Origin of the sequence: Pseudomonas sp. zfem002 (genome assembly GCF_032621685.1) — a bacterium.
Classification (GTDB): domain Bacteria; phylum Pseudomonadota; class Gammaproteobacteria; order Pseudomonadales; family Pseudomonadaceae; genus Aquipseudomonas; species Aquipseudomonas japonica.
In genome coordinates this window covers 284,465-300,124 of sequence record NZ_JAVYJH010000001.1, presented here as the reverse complement: position 1 = coordinate 300,124, position 15,660 = coordinate 284,465, and the positions used below count along the sequence as shown (strand labels likewise).

Here is a 15,660-nt window from a genome sequence, read left to right as displayed (position 1 = left end):
GCGAGGCGTTCATTGCGCGGGTTCTCCAGAGGCCGTCTGCCCGCTTTCCTTGAGGGCCTTGGTGACTTCCGGCGGCATGTATTTCTCGTCGTGCTTGGCCAGCACTTCATCGGCCACCACCACGCCTTCGCCGTTCAGCTTGCCGAGGGCGACGATGCCCTGGCCTTCGCGGAACAGGTCGGGAAGGATGCCGCGGTAGGTGATCGGCACCGACTTGTTGAAGTCGGTGACCACGAAACGCACGTCCAGGGAGTCGCTGGAACGCTGCACCGAGCCCTTCTCCACCATGCCGCCGGCGCGGATGCGGGTATCCAGCGGTGCTTCGCCGTTGGCGATCTGGGTCGGGGTGTAGAACAGGTTGATGTTTTCCTGCAGCGCGCTGAGGGCCAGACCGACGGCGACACCGACGCCCGCGAGCAGGCCGAGGATGATGAACAGGCGCTTCTTGCGTTGCGGATTCACTTGGCGTTCTCCCGGCGCAGACGGCGCGCCTCAGCTTGCAGGTAACGCCGGCGCGCCAGCAGGGGCGCCGCGACGTTGATGGCCAGCACCGCCAGGCAGATGCCGTAGGCCGACCAGACATACAGGCCGTGATGGCCCATGGCGAGAAACTCGCCGAAGGATGCGAAGCTCATCGTGCGCCTCCCAGGCTGTTCAGCACTTCTTCGCGGACCCAGCTGGCGCGGGCTTCGCGCTTGAGCACTTCGAGGCGCATGCGCAGCAGCAGCACGGCGCCGAAGAAGCAGTAGAAGCCGAGCACCGTGAGCAGCAGCGGCAACCACATTTCCGCCGGCATCGCCGGTTTTTCCGTGAGGGTGAAGGTCGAGCCCTGGTGCAGGGTGTTCCACCACTCCACCGAGTACTTGATGATCGGGATGTTGATCACCCCGACGATGGCCAGCACCGCGCAGGCCTTGGCCGCGCTGTCACGATTGCTGATGGCGTGGCCGAGGGCAATCAGACCGAAGTACAGGAAAAGCAGGATGAGCATGGACGTAAGGCGGGCATCCCAGACCCACCAACTGCCCCAGGTCGGCTTGCCCCAGATGGCCCCGGTGACCAGCGCCACCGCGGTCATCCAGGCGCCGATCGGCGCGGCGCTCTGCAGGGCGACGTCGGCGATCTTCATCTTCCACACCAGCCCGACCACCCCGCACACCGCGAGCATGACGTAGCAGGACTGCGCCAGCATCGCTGCCGGCACATGGATGTAGATGATCCGGAAGCTGTTGCCCTGCTGGTAGTCCTGCGGGGCGAAGGCCAGGCCCCAGACCACGCCGCTGCCGATCAGCAGGATCGCGGCGACGGCCAGCCAGGGCAGCAGGCGGCCGCTGATGGTGTAGAACCATTTGGGGGAACCGAGCTTGTGAAACCATGTCCAGCTTATTGCGCTGCTTTTCATCACGGTACATCCAGGGTCTTTGCTGGGCGTGGCCCAGACCTCGTTATTCGCCGACGCTGATTTTCAGGCCGGCGGCAATTGCAAAAGGTGCAAGGGTGACTGCCAGGGCGGCCAGGCTGCCGAGCCAGAGCAGGTATCCGGTTGCCGGCATAGCTTGCACTGCTGCTTGTAGCGCGCCACTGCCCAGGATCAACACCGGGATGTATAGCGGCAGAATCAGCAGCGCCAGCAGCAGGCCACCACGTTTCAAACCGACCGTCAGGGCCGCACCCACGGCGCCCAACAGGCTCAGTACCGGAGTACCGAGCAAGAGCGATGCCAGCAGGACCGGCAGGCATTCCACTGGCAATCCGAGCATCACCGCCAGCAGCGGCGACAACAATACCAGTGCCAGCCCGGAAAACATCCAGTGTGCCAGCACCTTTGCCAGTACCAGTAGTGGCAGGGGGTGTGGCGAAAGGACCCACTGCTCGAGCGATCCATCCTCGAAATCACTGCGGAAAAGCCCGTCCAGCGAGAGCAGCACGGATAAAAGTGCGGCTACCCAGACTAATCCTGGAGACAAAATTTGCAACAATTGTGTCTCGGGACCGACCGCAAGTGGAAACAATGCGATGACGATCGCGAAAAACACCAGCGGGTTGGCCAGCTCCGCCGGACGCCGGCACAACAGGCGCGCTTCGCGGCGCAACAACAGGACGAATACGCTCATGCCGCCCACTGCCCCAGGTTGAGATCGCGGTAACCGGAGGGCTTGCACTCCAGCGTGTGGTGGGTGGTCAGGACCACCATGCCGCCCTGCTCGCAATGCCGCGCCAGGTGCGCTTCGAGCTGGGCCACGCCCTGTTTGTCGAGGGCGGTGAAGGGTTCGTCGAGGATCCACAGCGGCGGGCTGTCCAGGTACAGCCGGGCCAGGGCCACGCGGCGTTGCTGGCCGGCGGACAGGGTGTGGCAGGCGACGTCCTCGAAACCGCGCAGGCCCACGGCCTCCAGGGCCTGCCAGATCGCCGCGCGGGTCGCCGGACGGTGCAGGGCGCAGAGCCAGGTGAGGTTTTCTTCCGGGGTGAGCAGGTCCTTGATCCCGGCGGCGTGACCGATCCACACCAGGCTGCGCGCCAGTTCGCTGCCCTGCTCGCGCAGCGGCTTGCCGTCGAGCAGGATCTCGCCCTGGGTCGGCTGCATCAGGCCGGCGAGCAGGCGCAGCAGGCTGGTCTTGCCGCTGCCGTTGGGGCCGCTGATCTGCAGCATGTCGCCGGGGCACACGCGCAGTTCGAGGTGTTCGAAGAGCATTCGCCAGTCGCGCTCGCAGGCCAGGCCCACGGCTTGGAGATGAGGAGTCACAGATTCGCCTTGTTGGTTCGGGACTGTCTCAAGTCGGTACGGACCTGGCCGTTATAGAGACAACGGAACCTGGCCGACCGGTCTGGAAGAAATCGGCCGGCATTATACATGCCATGTCCTACGGTAAAGAGGGCTATTTGAACAGGTCGCAACAGCCATGACAGGCGAAATAAACAGCCTCGGCCCACAGGTCGCCGCCGCCCAGCAGGCCCGCGGCGCAGCCATGACCGGCGAGCTGGTGCAACTGCTGCAGGAACAGCCCGACCTGCTGGCGCCGGGGGAAACGGCCAAGGGTGAAGTAGTCTCGCTGCGCCAGGTCGGCCAGGACATTCAACTTTTGATCAAGCTGCTGCAGCAGAATGGCCGAGAGACCATGGTCGCGACCAGCGCCAACCTGCCCCTGGCCCAGGGCACCCAGGTACTGGTCAGCCAGCCCAGCGCCAACCAGCTCAGCCTCACCCTGCAGCAGGCCATCGCCAGCACTGTCGCCACCCTCACCCGCCTCGATACCCGCGAGCTGCCGCTGGGCACGCTGGTCCAGGGCAAGGTCCTGACCACCCAGCTGCAGGCGCAGGGTGCCGGTCTGCCGCCGCTGTACCGCTCGCTGGTCAGCCTGCTGAATACCGCGCAGGCCGGCGCCACCCTGGCCATCGACTCCCCTCGCCCGCTGCCCCTGGGCAGCCTGCTCAGCGCCCGGGTGATGGGTGACCAGCAACTGAACTTCGTGCCGCTGAGCGGGCGCCAGGACCAGATGGCCATCGCCCAGAACCTCAGCGCCCAGCAGAACCGCCAGGCCTCGTTGCAAGGCCTGTTGAGCGCCATGCAGCGGATTGCCCGCGACGACAGCCAGCCGGCGGAGGTGCGCGCCAGTCTCGACAAGCTGCTGGGCAGCCTGCCGGATATCCGCCAGTTCGGCGATGCGCGCCAGACGGCCCAGGCCCTGGGCAACAGTGGCGCCTTTCTCGAAGCCCGCCTGTTCAATGGCGCCACCGCGCAGTTGGCGCCGGACCTCAAGGCCCAGGTGGTGCGCCTGATCGCGCAACTGCTGCCGAACGTGCCGGGTGGCACCCTGTTCACCCCGAACAACGCGGCGACCCTGGCCCAGGCGCTACCCGGCATGCTGCGCAGCGCCCTCGGCGCCCTGGGCCAGGTGGCGCCGCGCACCCCGCCCGGCAGCTTTCCCCTGGCGCCGCGCCTGCTGCAGAGCGGCGACGGCGAGGACGATCTGCAACACCTGCTGCGTCTTGCTGCGGCGGCGATCTCGCGGGTGCAGAGTCATCAACTGGCCAGCCTGGAGCAGACCGGCAAGACCCCGGATGGCAATCTGCAAACCACCTGGCAGACGGAGATTCCCCTGCGTACCGGGCCGGAATTCATGCCCTTGCAGGTCAAGGTGCAGCGTGAGGAAACCCGCGAGCAGCAGGCCGACCCGGAGCGTCAGCGGCGCGATCCGCTGGAGATGCTGTGGCGTGTGGAACTGGCCTTCGACCTGCATCCGCTGGGGCCGCTGCAGGTCCAGGCGCAGATCAGCCAGGGCAGCCTGACCAGCCAGCTGTGGGCAGAACGCCCGGAAACCGCGGCGCTGATCGAGCGCGAGCTGGGCGACCTGCGCGCGCGCCTGGTGGCCCGTGGGGTGAATGTCGGCGAGCTGCATTGCCATCAGGGCGTACCGCCGCAAGGCTCGCGTACGCATCTCGAACAACGCTGGGTGGATGAAAACGCATGACCAGGAAGACACCCCGCCAGGCCATCGCCCTCAGCTACGACGGCGCCCAGGCCCCGACCCTGACGGCGAAAGGCGACGAGGAACTGGCCGAAGCCATCCTCGCCCTCGCCCGCGAGCATGAAGTGCCGATCTACGAGAACGCCGAACTGGTTCGCCTGCTGGCCCGCATGGAACTGGGCGACAGCATTCCCGAGGCGCTGTACCTGACCATTGCGGAGATCATCGCCTTTGCCTGGCAGTTGAAGGGCAAGGTGCCGGTGGGGTTCTGCGACGAGGGGCCGGTGGAGCGGGATGTCACGCCGGACCTGAAGCGGTTGCCAGGGCCGAAGTGAAGCCGCTCGTGAGGGCGACCACGGACGTGTGGGAGCGGATTCATCCGCGATTGGCCGCGCAGCGGCCATAAAACCTGTATCCGCGGTGTGTCAGAAAAACCTGGGACTCAGGATTTACGACGGCTGCGCCGCCGATCGCGGATAAATCCGCTCCCACACTGACGGCGCAAGACTTGATCAGCTCTTGTGCAGTTTGCTCATCAACTCCGCCTCGGCCTGGGTCAGGCCGCAGGTCTGGGTCAGTTCGTCGACGCTGGCACCCATCCCCACCAACCGCGCCGCCTGGGCGAACGACAGGCTGTTGGGGTCGCGCTGTTCCAGCTGGAGCAGTTTTTCCGGCAACGGCGCGACCGTCGCACGCAACTCGTGCAAGGCCTCGCCCATGGACACCGACATGTTCTGGTAATCGTCCAGACGCTTGTGCAGGTCCTTGATGCGCTGATCACGCAGCGCATCGCCCTGGGCCTGCTGCGAGGCCAGCTCGCGCTGGCGCTTGCTGTAGCCGACGAACAGCCAGGCACTCAGCGCCCACAGCAACGCCAGGAATACAACCGCTACCTCCAGGATCAACTCAGATGTTCTCCAGCTCGGACCACTCTTCCTCGGTCATCATCTTGTCCAGCTCGACCAGGATCAGCAGCTCGCCATTCTTGTTGCACACGCCCTGGATGAACTTGGCCGATTCCTCGTTGCCGACGTTCGGCGCGGTTTCCACTTCGGACTGACGCAGGTAGACCACTTCGGCCACGCTGTCGACCAGGATGCCCACCACCTGCTTGTCCGCCTCGATGATGACGATGCGGGTGTTGTCGGTGACATCGCTCGGCACCAGGCCGAAACGCTGGCGGGTGTCGATCACGGTGACCACGTTGCCGCGCAGGTTGATGATGCCCAGCACATAGCTCGGCGCGCCCGGTACCGGAGCGATCTCGGTGTAGCGCAGCACTTCCTGGACCTGCATCACGTTGATGCCGTAGGACTCGTTGTCCAGGCGGAAGGTAACCCACTGCAGGATCGGATCTTCAGAACCTTGTCCAGACGTCTTTTTCATTCCCCTAACCCTCAAAAACCGCCGTCGGCGGAGTGCTCAGTGCGATCGCGCCAGTCGGCGCGACCGATCATTTGTTTCCCAGCTGCATCTTCCTGACGGCACCACTGGCGATCAGCTCGGCCAGTTCGGCGACATCCAGCAAGGCACACATGTGTTCGATCACCGTGCCGGCCAGCCACGGCCGCTGGCCGCGCTGGGAGCGCCACTTGATCTCGCTCGGGTCCAGGCGCAACGAGCGGCTGACCTGATGCACCGCCAGCCCCCACTCGTAGCCCTGCACCGAAATCACGTACTGCAGACCGTCGCGGAAATCGTCGCGATAACGCTCGGGCATGACCCAGCGCGCGGTATCCAGGACCTTCAGGTTGCCCGCCTGGCACGGCAGGATGCCGAGGAACCATTCCGGCTGGCCGAACAGCGGCGTCAGCTCCTGGCCGGCCAGCGGGTAGATCGACCCGAGGCAGACCAGCGGCACCGCCAGGGTCAGGCCGGCGACATCGAACAGCAGGCACTCGAACGGCTCGGCGGCCCATTCCGGGCGGCCATCGACGGTGCGCGGCGGCGGTGGCGAGGCCGGCAGATGAACCTCGACCAGCGGTTCCAGGCGCGGTGGCGTCTCGACCTTCGCTGCGACCTCGGCCAGCGGCGCTGCGGCCGGCTTTTCCTCCGGCGGCGCTTCGACCACCGGCACGACCTGCAGCGGCGGCGGCGCCAGCGGCATGCGGATCGGCGACGGTTCGGCGAAGGTGGTGGTCACGCCGCGCGCGGCCACGGCGTCACGTCGGGCATCACGGGCCTGCTCTTCGAGGACCGCGGCCTGGAATTCGTCCAGCGCTTCGCTGTCGAGCGCCGCCGGTACCTCGGCAACCACGCTCACCACGGCAACCGACGCGGGCGCCGCGACGGGCAGCGGTTCGCTCACGTCGAGTTCTTCGGTGGCCTCCTGCAGCAGTCCATCGAGGTAGGACTGCAGGGCCATCTGCGGCTTGGTGGCGATCTGCGGACGGTTCATCAAGCCACCTGCGCCACGGATTTCTGCATCAGCAGGTGCTTGAGCAGCGCGCGGTAGGCCACCACGCCACGGCTCTTGGCGTCGTACTGCGACGGCGTGACCCCGGCCCGGCTGGCATCGCGCAGGCGCGTATCGACCGGAATGTAGCCATGCCAGATGTTGTCGGGATAACTGTCGCGCAGCACCTTGAGGGTGCCCATCGAGGCCTGGGTGCGGCGGTCGAACAGGGTCGGCACGATGTGGTACGGCAACGCCTGGCGGCGCGAGCGGTTGACCATGGCCAGGGTGCTGACCATGCGCTCCAGGCCCTTCACCGCGAGGTACTCGGTCTGTACCGGGATCACCAGTTGCTGGCTGGCGGCCAGGGCATTGACCATCAGCACGCCGAGCAGCGGCGGGCTGTCGATCAGGGCGTAGTCGAAGTCCTGCCACAGCTGCGCCAGACTCTTGGCGATCACCAGGCCGAGGCCGTTCTGCCCCGGCGACTGGCGCTCGAGCACGGCCAGCGCGGTGCTGGAGGGCAACAGCGAGATCTTTTCATTGCTGGTGGGCAGCAGCAGTTGCCCGGGCAAGCCGTCGGGGACCGTGCCCTTGTGCTGGAACAGGTCGAAGCTGCTGTGCTCCAGGGTATCGGGGTTGTGCCCGAAATAGCTGGTCATCGACCCGTGCGGGTCGAGGTCGACGACGACCACGCGCTTGCCGGCGTCGGCCAGCAGGCCTGCCAGAGCGATGGACGTGGTGGTCTTGCCTACGCCACCTTTTTGATTGGCTACTGCCCAGACTCTCATGCGCTGCTTCCTCCCGGTCAGACGGTCGTCAGCCGGGATCGATTAAAAGGTCGACGACGACGGAGTTTTGACGGGATTGCTCCCGGCCGTCGGTGTTACCACAGGCGGTGCAGATTGTGTGCCAGCCCGCTTGAGTGCCGCATCCGGCTGCGCGTTGGCGGTTCCGGTGCCGGTCAGGCTGCGGCGTACATCCAGGTTGCGCGAGATCACCAGCACCACCCGGCGGTTCTTCGCCCGGCCGTCAGCGGTGGCATTGCTGGCGATCGGCTGGAACTCACCGTAGCCCACCGAGGCCAGCCGCGCCGGGTTGACCCCTTCCATGGCCAGCAGGCGGACGATACTCGCCGCCCGCGCCGAAGACAGCTCCCAGTTGGTCGGATACTGCGCGGTGCGGATCGGCTGGTCGTCGGTGAAGCCCTCGACGTGCACCGGGTTGGCGAACGGCTTGATGATGCTCGCCACCTTGTCGATCAGGTTGAACGCGATGTCGCTGGGCATCGCATCGCCGCTGCCGAACAGCAGCGACGAGCTCAGCTCGATCTCGATCCACAGCTCGTTGCCGCGCACGGTCATCTGGTCGCTCTTGATCAGGTCGCCGAAGGCTTCCATCACCTGGTCGGTGATGCTCTTCAGCGGATCGGCGCTGGACTGGGCGAGACCGGCGTCGGTCTGTTCGCTGTCCTTGACCAGCGGCTGCGCCGGGCGCGTGCTGAGCGGGCGCTCCTCGCCGATGGGAATCGGCCGGGTGCTGCGCTCGGACTCGCTGAACACGCCGATCAGCGCCTGCGACATAATCTTGTACTTGCCCTCGTTGATCGAGGAAATCGAGTACATCACCACGAAAAAGGCGAACAGCAGGGTGATGAAGTCCGCGTAGGACACCAGCCAGCGTTCGTGATTCTCGTGTTCCTCGACCTTGCGACGACGGGCCATGCTTACTCCATGAAGCCCTGAAGCTTCAGTTCGATCGAACGCGGGTTCTCGCCTTCGGCGATCGACAGCAGGCCTTCAAGGAGCATTTCCCGGTAACGCGACTGGCGCATGACCTGGGCCTTCAGCTTGTTGGCCACCGGCAGCAGGATCAGGTTGGCACTGGCCACGCCGTAGATGGTGGCGACGAAGGCCACGGCGATGCCGTTGCCCAGCTGCGACGGGTCGGCCAGGTTGCCCATGACGTGGATCAGGCCCATCACCGCACCGATGATGCCGATGGTCGGCGCATAGCCACCCATGCTTTCGAAGACCTTGGCGGCCTGGATATCGCGGGCTTCCTGGGTCAGGAAGTCGACTTCGAGGATGCTGCGGATGGCTTCGGGTTCGGCACCGTCCACCAGCAGTTGCAGGCCTTTGCGCGCATAGGGATCGGGCTCGGCATCGGCCACGCCTTCCAGGCCCAGCAGGCCTTCCTTGCGCGCGGTGAGGCTCCAGTTGACCACCCGGTCGATGCCGCCGGCGAGATCGACCCGCGGCGGGAACAGGATCCAGCCGAAGATCTGCAAAGCGCGCTTGAATGCGCTCAGCGGCGACTGCAACAGCGCGGCGGCGAGGGTCCCGCCGAGCACGATCAGCGCCGCCGGACCGTTGAGCAGCGCACCGACGTGACCGCCTTCGAGCAGGTTGCCGCCAACGATTGCGACAAAGGCGAGAATGATGCCGAGGAGGCTGAGGACATCCATCAGATGCACGCCTCGACCAGGTGCCGACCGATATCGTCGAGGCCGTAGACCGCGTCGGCCAGGTTGGCCTTGACGATGGCCATGGGCATGCCGTAGATCACGCAGCTCGCCTCGTCCTGCGCCCAGACCTGGCTACCGCCCTGCTTGAGCAGGCGCGCGCCTTCGCGGCCGTCGGCGCCCATGCCGGTGAGGACCACGGCCAGCACCTTGTCGCCGAAGGACTTGGCCGCCGAGCCGAAGGTGATGTCCACGCACGGCTTGTAGTTGAGGCGCTCGTCGCCCGGCAGGATCTTCACCATGCCGCGACCGTCGACCATCATCTGCTTGCCGCCCGGGGCCAGCAGGGCCAGGCCGGGACGCAGCATGTCGCCGTCCTCGGCTTCCTTGACGTTGATCTTGCACAGCTTGTCGAGGCGTTCGGCGAAGGCCTTGGTGAAGGCCGCCGGCATGTGCTGGATCAGCACGATCGGCGCCGGGAAGCCGGCCGGCAACTGGGTCAGGACCCGTTGCAGGGCCACCGGACCACCGGTGGAAGTACCGATGGCGAGCAGTTTGTAGGCCTTGCGCTTTGGCGCCGGCGAATGGCTTGCCGCCGGCGTCGCTGCCGGGGCGGCGCTGCGCGTCGGCAGCGCGGACGGCGCACGGGCCGCGCCCAGCGACGACACCGGGCTGGACGAGGTGGTGCTCACCGCCGGCAGCGCGCTGGCATAGCTGCTGAAGCGGCGGTTGCTGCGGGAAATGGTGTGGACCTTCTCGCACAGCAGTTGCTTGACCTTGTCCGGGTTGCGCGAGATGTCCTCGAAGTTCTTCGGCAGGTAGTCCACCGCGCCGGCATCCAGCGCATCCAGGGTCACCCGGGCGCCTTCGTGGGTCAGCGAGGAGAACATCAGCACCGGGGTCGGGCAGCGCTGCATGATGTGACGAACCGCGGTGATGCCGTCCATGGTCGGCATCTCGTAGTCCATGGTGATGACGTCGGGCTTGAGCGCCAGTGCCTGGTCGATCGCTTCCTTGCCGTTGGTCGCGGTACCGACGACCTGGATGGTCGGGTCCGCCGAGAGAATTTCCGAGACACGGCGGCGGAAGAAACCTGAATCATCCACCACCAGGACCTTGACTGACATAAACACTCCATTACGGGGCGCAGCCGCGAGGCCGCGCCACCGGGATCAGATTCGCCGTGCGGCGTAACGCTTGAGCATGCTCGGCACGTCGAGGATCAGCGCGATGCGCCCGTCACCGGTGATGGTGGCGCCCGACATGCCCGGGGTGCCCTGGAGCATCTTGCCCAGCGGCTTGATGACCACTTCTTCCTGGCCCACCAGCTGGTCGACGACGAAGCCGATGCGCTGGGTGCCCACCGAAAGGATCACCACATGGCCTTCATGCTGCTCTTCGTGAGCGGCGGAACTGACCAGCCAGCGCTTGAGGTAGAACAACGGCAGCGCCTTGTCGCGCACGATCACCACTTCCTGGCCGTCGACCACGTTGGTCCGCGACAGGTCGAGGTGGAAGATCTCGTTGACGTTGACCAGCGGGAAGGCGAAGGCCTGGTTGCCCAGCATCACCATCAGGGTCGGCATGATCGCCAGGGTCAGCGGCACCTTGATGACGATCTTCGAACCCTGGCCCTTGGCCGAGTAGATGTTGATCGAGCCGTTGAGCTGGGAAATCTTGGTCTTGACCACGTCCATGCCGACGCCGCGGCCGGACACGTCGGAAATCTCGGTCTTGGTCGAGAAGCCCGGGGCGAAGATCAGGTTGTAGCAGTCCGACTCGCTCAGGCGATCGGCCGCGTCCTTGTCCATCAGGCCCTTTTCCACGGCCTTGGCGCGCAGCACCGCGGGGTCCATGCCCTTGCCGTCGTCGGAGATGGACAGGAGGATATGGTCGCCCTCCTGCTCCGCCGCCAAGACCACCTTGCCGCCCCGCGACTTGCCCGAAGCCTCGCGCTCTTCCGGGGTTTCCACGCCGTGGTCGACGGCGTTGCGCACCAGGTGGACCAGCGGGTCGGCCAGGGCCTCGACGAGGTTCTTGTCGAGGTCGGTCTCTTCGCCGACCAGCTCCAGGTTGATCTCTTTCTTCAGTTGCCGGGCCAGGTCGCGAACCAGGCGCGGGAAGCGCCCGAAGACCTTCTTGATCGGCTGCATGCGGGTCTTCATGACCGCGGTCTGCAGGTCGGCGGTGACCACGTCGAGGTTGGACACGGCCTTGGACATGGCCTCGTCACCGCTGTTCAGGCCCAGGCGCACCAGGCGGTTACGCACCAGCACCAGTTCGCCGACCATGTTCATGATTTCGTCCAGGCGCGCGGTATCGACGCGCACCGTGGTTTCCGCCTCGCTGGCCGGCGGGTGCTTGTCGCCAGCAGCGGCGGGTGCAGCGGCCTGGCGCGCGGGCGCGGCAGCAGCGGGTTTGCTCGCGGCAGCCGGTGCGGGCCGGGCCACCGGTTTGGCGACAGCAGCGGCAGCAGCCGGCGCGGCCGCGGCGGCTGGAGCGGCGCTCGCCACGGCATCGGCGGCGAACTTGCCCTTGCCGTGCAGTTGATCCAGCAGCGCTTCGAACTCGTGTTCGGTGATGTGATCGCTATCACCGGCGGCAACCGGCGCTTCGCTGACCACGGCAGCCGCCCCGGCAGCGGGCAGCCCGTCGACGACGAAGGAGCCCTTGCCATGCAACTGGTCGAGCAGCGCTTCGAACTCGGCGTCGGTGATTTCGTCGCTCGGTTCGGCGCCCACCTCGGCCACCGGAGCGGCGGCGCTGACACCCGGCAGGCCGTCGGCGGCGAACTGGCCCTTGCCATGCAACTGGTCGAGCAGGGATTCGAATTCAGCGTCGGTGATTTCGTCGCTGGCGACGTTTTCGTCCTGCGCCTGCGCGGCGTCATGCACGGCGCTCAGCGAGTCGAGCAACTGCTCGAATTCGCTGTCGGTGATGTCACCGGCGGCACTGGCGGCGGGTTCGGGCTCCGGCTCCGCCGCGACAGGCGCGGGTGCGGCGGCCGCTTCGGCGCCGGCAGGCTCGGCCAGGCGCGCCAGGGCACCGAGCAGTTCCGGCGTGGCCGGGGTGATATCGCTGCGCTCGCGAACCTGGCCGAACATGCTGTTGACCGTGTCCAGGGCTTCCAGGACCACGTCCATCAGTTCGGCATCGACCCGGCGCTCTCCCTTGCGCAGGATGTCGAAGACGTTCTCGGCGATATGGCAGCACTCCACCAGCTCGTTGAGCTGGAGGAAGCCGGCGCCCCCTTTTACAGTGTGAAAACCGCGAAAGATTGCATTGAGCAGGTCGGCATCATCCGGACGGCTTTCCAGCTCGACCAGTTGTTCGGACAGTTGCTCAAGAATTTCGCCGGCCTCTACCAGGAAATCCTGCAGGATTTCTTCATCGGCGCCGAAGCTCATCAAACGTGCTCCCTAAAAACCCAGGCTGGACAGCAGATCATCGACATCGTCCTGACCGGACACGACGTCTTCCCGTTTATCGGCATGAATCTGTGGTCCTTCACCCCGAGTCGGATTTTTGTATTGGTCACTCTCGGCAAGCATTTCCTGGCGGTCATGCTCGATACCGGCGAAGCGGTCGACCTGACTGGCCATCAACACGAGCTTGAGCAGATTCTTTTCGACTTCAGTGACCAGCGAAGTCACGCGCTTGATCACCTGGCCGGTCAGGTCCTGATAGTCCTGGGCCAGAAGAATGTCGTTGAGGTAACCGCCGACCTTGTGGCTGTCCTCGGCACTGCGTGCGAGGAACCTGTCGACACGCTGGACCAGCTCGCGAAACTCCGGCGCCGCCACTTCCTTGCGCATGAAGCGCTGCCAGTCGATCTGCAGCGCGCGGGCTTCGTCGCCCAGCTCGTGGAGCACCGGGGTGCCTTGCTCGACCAGGTCCATGGTGCGATTGGCCGCCGCCTCGGTGAGCTTGACCACATAGGCCAGGCGCTCGGTGGCGTCGGTGATCTGGGACATTTCCTCGGCCTGCGGGCCGTTGGTGTCGATCTGGAAGCTGACGATCGCACTGTGCAGTTCGCGCGTGAGTTTGCCGACTTCCTGGTACAGGCCGCGGTCACGGGTCTGGTTCAGCTGATGGATCAGTTGCACCGCGTCGCCGAACTGGCCTCGTTCGAGGCTCGCGACCAGCTCCTGGGCATGTTTCTTCAGGGTCGACTCGAAGTCGCCCAAAGATGATTCTTTATGGTCCATAGCGCCCCCGTTGCACGCCTCAGCCGTTGACGCGTTCGAAGATCTTGTCGATTTTCTCTTTCAGCACCTGGGCGGTGAAAGGCTTGACCACATAGCCGTTGACGCCAGCCTGGGCCGCTTCGATGATCTGCTCGCGCTTGGCTTCGGCAGTCACCATCAGCACGGGCAGGTGTTTCAGACGCTCTTCGGCGCGCACCTTGCGCAGCAGGTCGATACCGGTCATGCCAGGCATGTTCCAGTCGGTGACCAGGAAGTCGAAGTTGCCGGTTTCCAGCATGGGCAGCGCGGTAGTGCCGTCGTCGGCCTCGTGCGTGTTGGTGAAGCCCAGATCACGCAACAGGTTCTTGATGATCCGCCGCATCGTCGAAAAGTCGTCAACGATGAGGATTTTCATTTCTTTGTTCAATTAGACCTCCAAGCAGTCTTTAACGCGCTCAGCGCTGAACGCGCGTTCAATCAATTCCGGCTACCACGTTGTCACGACTGCATCGAACCTGCGTTCAACGCGCCCGCCATTCCCCCAGCCGACTGCGCAGACGGGCCGCGCACTGGCTATGCAACTGGCTGACGCGCGACTCGCTGACCCCCAGGACCTCACCGATTTCCTTGAGGTTCAGCTCTTCGTCGTAGTACAGCGCCAGGACCAGACGCTCGCGTTCCGGCAGGTTGGCGATGGCATCGGCCAGGGCTGCCTGAAAGCGTTCGTCCTCCAGATCGCGCGAGGGCTCGAGCTGGGCACTGGCGCCATCCTCGTGCAGACCTTCATGCTCGCCGTCCTGCAACAGGTCGTCGAAGCTGAACAGGCGACTGCCCAAGGTATCGTTCAAAATCCCGTAGTAATCATCGAGACTCAATTGAAGTTCGGCAGCAACCTCGTGATCTTTAGCGTCACGGCCGGTTTTTGCTTCAATTGCACGAATCGCGTCGCTGACCATGCGGGTATTGCGGTGTACCGAGCGCGGCGCCCAGTCGCCCTTGCGCACTTCGTCGAGCATGGCGCCACGGATGCGGATACCGGCATAGGTCTCGAAACTGGCGCCCTTGCTCGAGTCGTATTTGTTGGCGACTTCGAGCAGACCGATCATCCCGGCCTGGATCAGATCCTCCACCTGCACGCTGGCCGGCAGCCGCGCCAGCAGGTGATAGGCGATCCGCTTGACCAATGGGGCGTAACGCTCGATCAGTTCGTACTGGGCGTCACGGGAGGCCTTGCTGTACATACGGTAGCCGCTCGCGCTCATAGCACAGGTCCCGCGCTGGTAGGTTGCACCAGACGTTCGACGAAAAATTCCAGGTGTCCGCGCGGGTTGGCCGGCAGCGGCCAGCTATCGACCTTCTGGGCGATCGCCTTGAAAGCCAGCGCGCACTTGGAACGCGGGAAGGCTTCATAGACCGCTCGCTGCTTCTGCACCGCCTTGCGCACGCACTCGTCGTAGGGCACCGCACCGACGTATTGTAGGGCGACGTCGAGGAAGCGATCCGTGACCTTGGTCAACTTGGCGAACAGATTGCGCCCTTCCTGCGGGCTTTGCGCCATGTTGGCGAGCACGCGGAAGCGGCTCATGCCGTAGTCGCGGTTGAGCAGCTTGATCAGGGCGTAGGCGTCGGTGATCGAGGTCGGTTCGTCGCAGACCACCAGCAGGACTTCCTGGGCGGCGCGGACGAAGCTGACCACCGAGTCACCGATACCCGCGGCGGTGTCGATCACCAGCACGTCGAGGTTGTCGCCGATTTCGCTGAAGGCCTGGATCAGCCCGGCGTGCTGCGCCGGAGCCAGGTGCACCATGCTCTGGGTGCCCGAGGCCGCCGGGACGATGCGCACACCGCCGGGGCCCTGGAGGAGGACGTCGCGCAGCTCGCAACGGCCTTCGATGACGTCGGCCAACGTGCGCTTGGGGGTGAGCCCGAGCAGTACGTCGACATTGGCCAGGCCAAGGTCGGCGTCCAGCAGCATGACGCGACGACCGAGCTCGGCCAGTGCCAGCGAGAGGTTCACCGACACGTTGGTCTTGCCAACGCCACCTTTGCCGCCGGTCACGGCGATCACCTGTACGGGATGCATGCTACCCATATTTGTTCTTTACCTTGTCTTGCTTAGACCGAGGCCACATGACGGGCCGCGCTGGC

Annotated in this window: 19 protein-coding genes; 2 read left to right on the top strand and 17 right to left on the bottom strand. The window is 65.2% G+C overall.

The features are described 5' to 3' along the window. Nucleotides 1–9: 9 nt before the first annotated feature. The 5 genes from ccmE to ccmA are packed head-to-tail and all read right to left on the bottom strand — an operon-like array spanning nucleotide 10 to nucleotide 2,743. On the bottom strand, nucleotides 10–462 hold the full coding sequence (gene ccmE, locus RTI28_RS01340; RefSeq protein WP_316918775.1) for a cytochrome c maturation protein CcmE: 453 nt from the start codon (nucleotides 460–462) through the stop codon (nucleotides 10–12). Further along, complete coding sequence (gene ccmD / locus RTI28_RS01335; protein ID WP_009399925.1) at nucleotides 459–635, bottom strand: heme exporter protein CcmD; 177 nt, start codon at nucleotides 633–635, stop codon at nucleotides 459–461. Before ccmD ends, ccmE begins: the two co-directional genes overlap by 4 nt. Beyond that, nucleotides 632–1,402, bottom strand: a complete 771-nt coding sequence (locus RTI28_RS01330) for a heme ABC transporter permease (RefSeq protein WP_167335846.1) — start codon at nucleotides 1,400–1,402, stop codon at nucleotides 632–634. Before RTI28_RS01330 ends, ccmD begins: the two co-directional genes overlap by 4 nt. 43 nt (nucleotides 1,403–1,445) lie before the next feature. Beyond that, the gene (ccmB, locus tag RTI28_RS01325) at nucleotides 1,446–2,114 is read right to left on the bottom strand and encodes a heme exporter protein CcmB (protein ID WP_042123161.1); all 669 of its coding nucleotides are present in this window, start codon (nucleotides 2,112–2,114) and stop codon (nucleotides 1,446–1,448) included. Further along, nucleotides 2,111–2,743, bottom strand: a complete 633-nt coding sequence (gene ccmA / locus RTI28_RS01320) for a cytochrome c biogenesis heme-transporting ATPase CcmA (protein ID WP_316918774.1) — start codon at nucleotides 2,741–2,743, stop codon at nucleotides 2,111–2,113. The genes ccmB and ccmA overlap by 4 nt, the downstream gene beginning before the upstream one ends. Before the next feature lie 157 nt (nucleotides 2,744–2,900). On the opposite strand from ccmA, the gene RTI28_RS01315 reads away from it, so the two are divergent. Both RTI28_RS01315 and RTI28_RS01310 read left to right on the top strand, forming a co-directional pair. Beyond that, nucleotides 2,901–4,469 carry a flagellar hook-length control protein FliK gene (locus tag RTI28_RS01315; RefSeq protein WP_316918773.1) on the top strand — a complete coding sequence of 523 codons (1,569 nt, stop codon included), beginning with the start codon at nucleotides 2,901–2,903 and terminating at the stop codon, nucleotides 4,467–4,469. Continuing rightward, complete coding sequence (locus RTI28_RS01310) at nucleotides 4,466–4,801, top strand: EscU/YscU/HrcU family type III secretion system export apparatus switch protein (protein WP_316918772.1); 336 nt, start codon at nucleotides 4,466–4,468, stop codon at nucleotides 4,799–4,801. Before RTI28_RS01315 ends, RTI28_RS01310 begins: the two co-directional genes overlap by 4 nt. A 177-nt stretch (nucleotides 4,802–4,978) precedes the next feature. On the opposite strand, the gene RTI28_RS01305 is transcribed toward RTI28_RS01310, so the two are convergent. The 12 genes from RTI28_RS01305 to fleN all read right to left on the bottom strand — a co-directional run bounded on the left by RTI28_RS01305 (nucleotide 4,979) and on the right by fleN (nucleotide 15,604). Further along, nucleotides 4,979–5,371, bottom strand: a complete 393-nt coding sequence (locus RTI28_RS01305) for a DUF2802 domain-containing protein (RefSeq protein ID WP_316918771.1) — start codon at nucleotides 5,369–5,371, stop codon at nucleotides 4,979–4,981. Nucleotide 5,372: 1 nt separating this feature from the next. Beyond that, the gene (locus RTI28_RS01300; RefSeq protein WP_042123150.1) at nucleotides 5,373–5,852 is read right to left on the bottom strand and encodes a chemotaxis protein CheW; all 480 of its coding nucleotides are present in this window, start codon (nucleotides 5,850–5,852) and stop codon (nucleotides 5,373–5,375) included. A gap of 67 nt (nucleotides 5,853–5,919) precedes the next feature. Continuing rightward, nucleotides 5,920–6,864, bottom strand: coding sequence for a CheW domain-containing protein (locus RTI28_RS01295; protein WP_316918770.1), 945 nt, complete (start codon nucleotides 6,862–6,864; stop codon nucleotides 5,920–5,922). Continuing rightward, the gene (locus RTI28_RS01290) at nucleotides 6,864–7,652 is read right to left on the bottom strand and encodes a ParA family protein (protein WP_316918769.1); all 789 of its coding nucleotides are present in this window, start codon (nucleotides 7,650–7,652) and stop codon (nucleotides 6,864–6,866) included. The genes RTI28_RS01295 and RTI28_RS01290 overlap by 1 nt, the downstream gene beginning before the upstream one ends. 42 nt (nucleotides 7,653–7,694) lie before the next feature. Continuing rightward, complete coding sequence (gene motD, locus RTI28_RS01285; RefSeq protein WP_316918768.1) at nucleotides 7,695–8,585, bottom strand: flagellar motor protein MotD; 891 nt, start codon at nucleotides 8,583–8,585, stop codon at nucleotides 7,695–7,697. A 2-nt stretch (nucleotides 8,586–8,587) separates the two neighbouring features. Further along, nucleotides 8,588–9,328: a flagellar motor protein gene (locus tag RTI28_RS01280; RefSeq protein WP_042123143.1), complete on the bottom strand. Its 741-nt coding sequence runs from the start codon at nucleotides 9,326–9,328 to the stop codon at nucleotides 8,588–8,590. Beyond that, nucleotides 9,328–10,452: a chemotaxis response regulator protein-glutamate methylesterase gene (locus RTI28_RS01275; protein WP_316918767.1), complete on the bottom strand. Its 1,125-nt coding sequence runs from the start codon at nucleotides 10,450–10,452 to the stop codon at nucleotides 9,328–9,330. Before RTI28_RS01275 ends, RTI28_RS01280 begins: the two co-directional genes overlap by 1 nt. Before the next feature lie 45 nt (nucleotides 10,453–10,497). After that, nucleotides 10,498–12,732, bottom strand: a complete 2,235-nt coding sequence (locus RTI28_RS01270) for a chemotaxis protein CheA (RefSeq protein WP_316918766.1) — start codon at nucleotides 12,730–12,732, stop codon at nucleotides 10,498–10,500. Between the two features lie 12 nt (nucleotides 12,733–12,744). After that, nucleotides 12,745–13,533, bottom strand: coding sequence for a protein phosphatase CheZ (locus RTI28_RS01265; protein WP_316918765.1), 789 nt, complete (start codon nucleotides 13,531–13,533; stop codon nucleotides 12,745–12,747). A gap of 19 nt (nucleotides 13,534–13,552) precedes the next feature. Next, a complete protein-coding gene (locus RTI28_RS01260; RefSeq protein ID WP_316918764.1) occupies nucleotides 13,553–13,927 on the bottom strand; it encodes a chemotaxis response regulator CheY in 375 nt (124 codons plus the stop codon). 106 nt (nucleotides 13,928–14,033) lie between these two features. Beyond that, nucleotides 14,034–14,774, bottom strand: a complete 741-nt coding sequence (gene fliA, locus RTI28_RS01255; RefSeq protein WP_042123134.1) for an RNA polymerase sigma factor FliA — start codon at nucleotides 14,772–14,774, stop codon at nucleotides 14,034–14,036. Then, nucleotides 14,771–15,604 (bottom strand): flagellar synthesis regulator FleN, encoded by an 834-nt coding sequence (gene fleN, locus RTI28_RS01250; protein WP_009399964.1) that lies wholly within the window; start codon nucleotides 15,602–15,604, stop codon nucleotides 14,771–14,773. The genes fliA and fleN overlap by 4 nt, the downstream gene beginning before the upstream one ends. Between the last annotated feature and the right edge of the window lie 56 nt (nucleotides 15,605–15,660).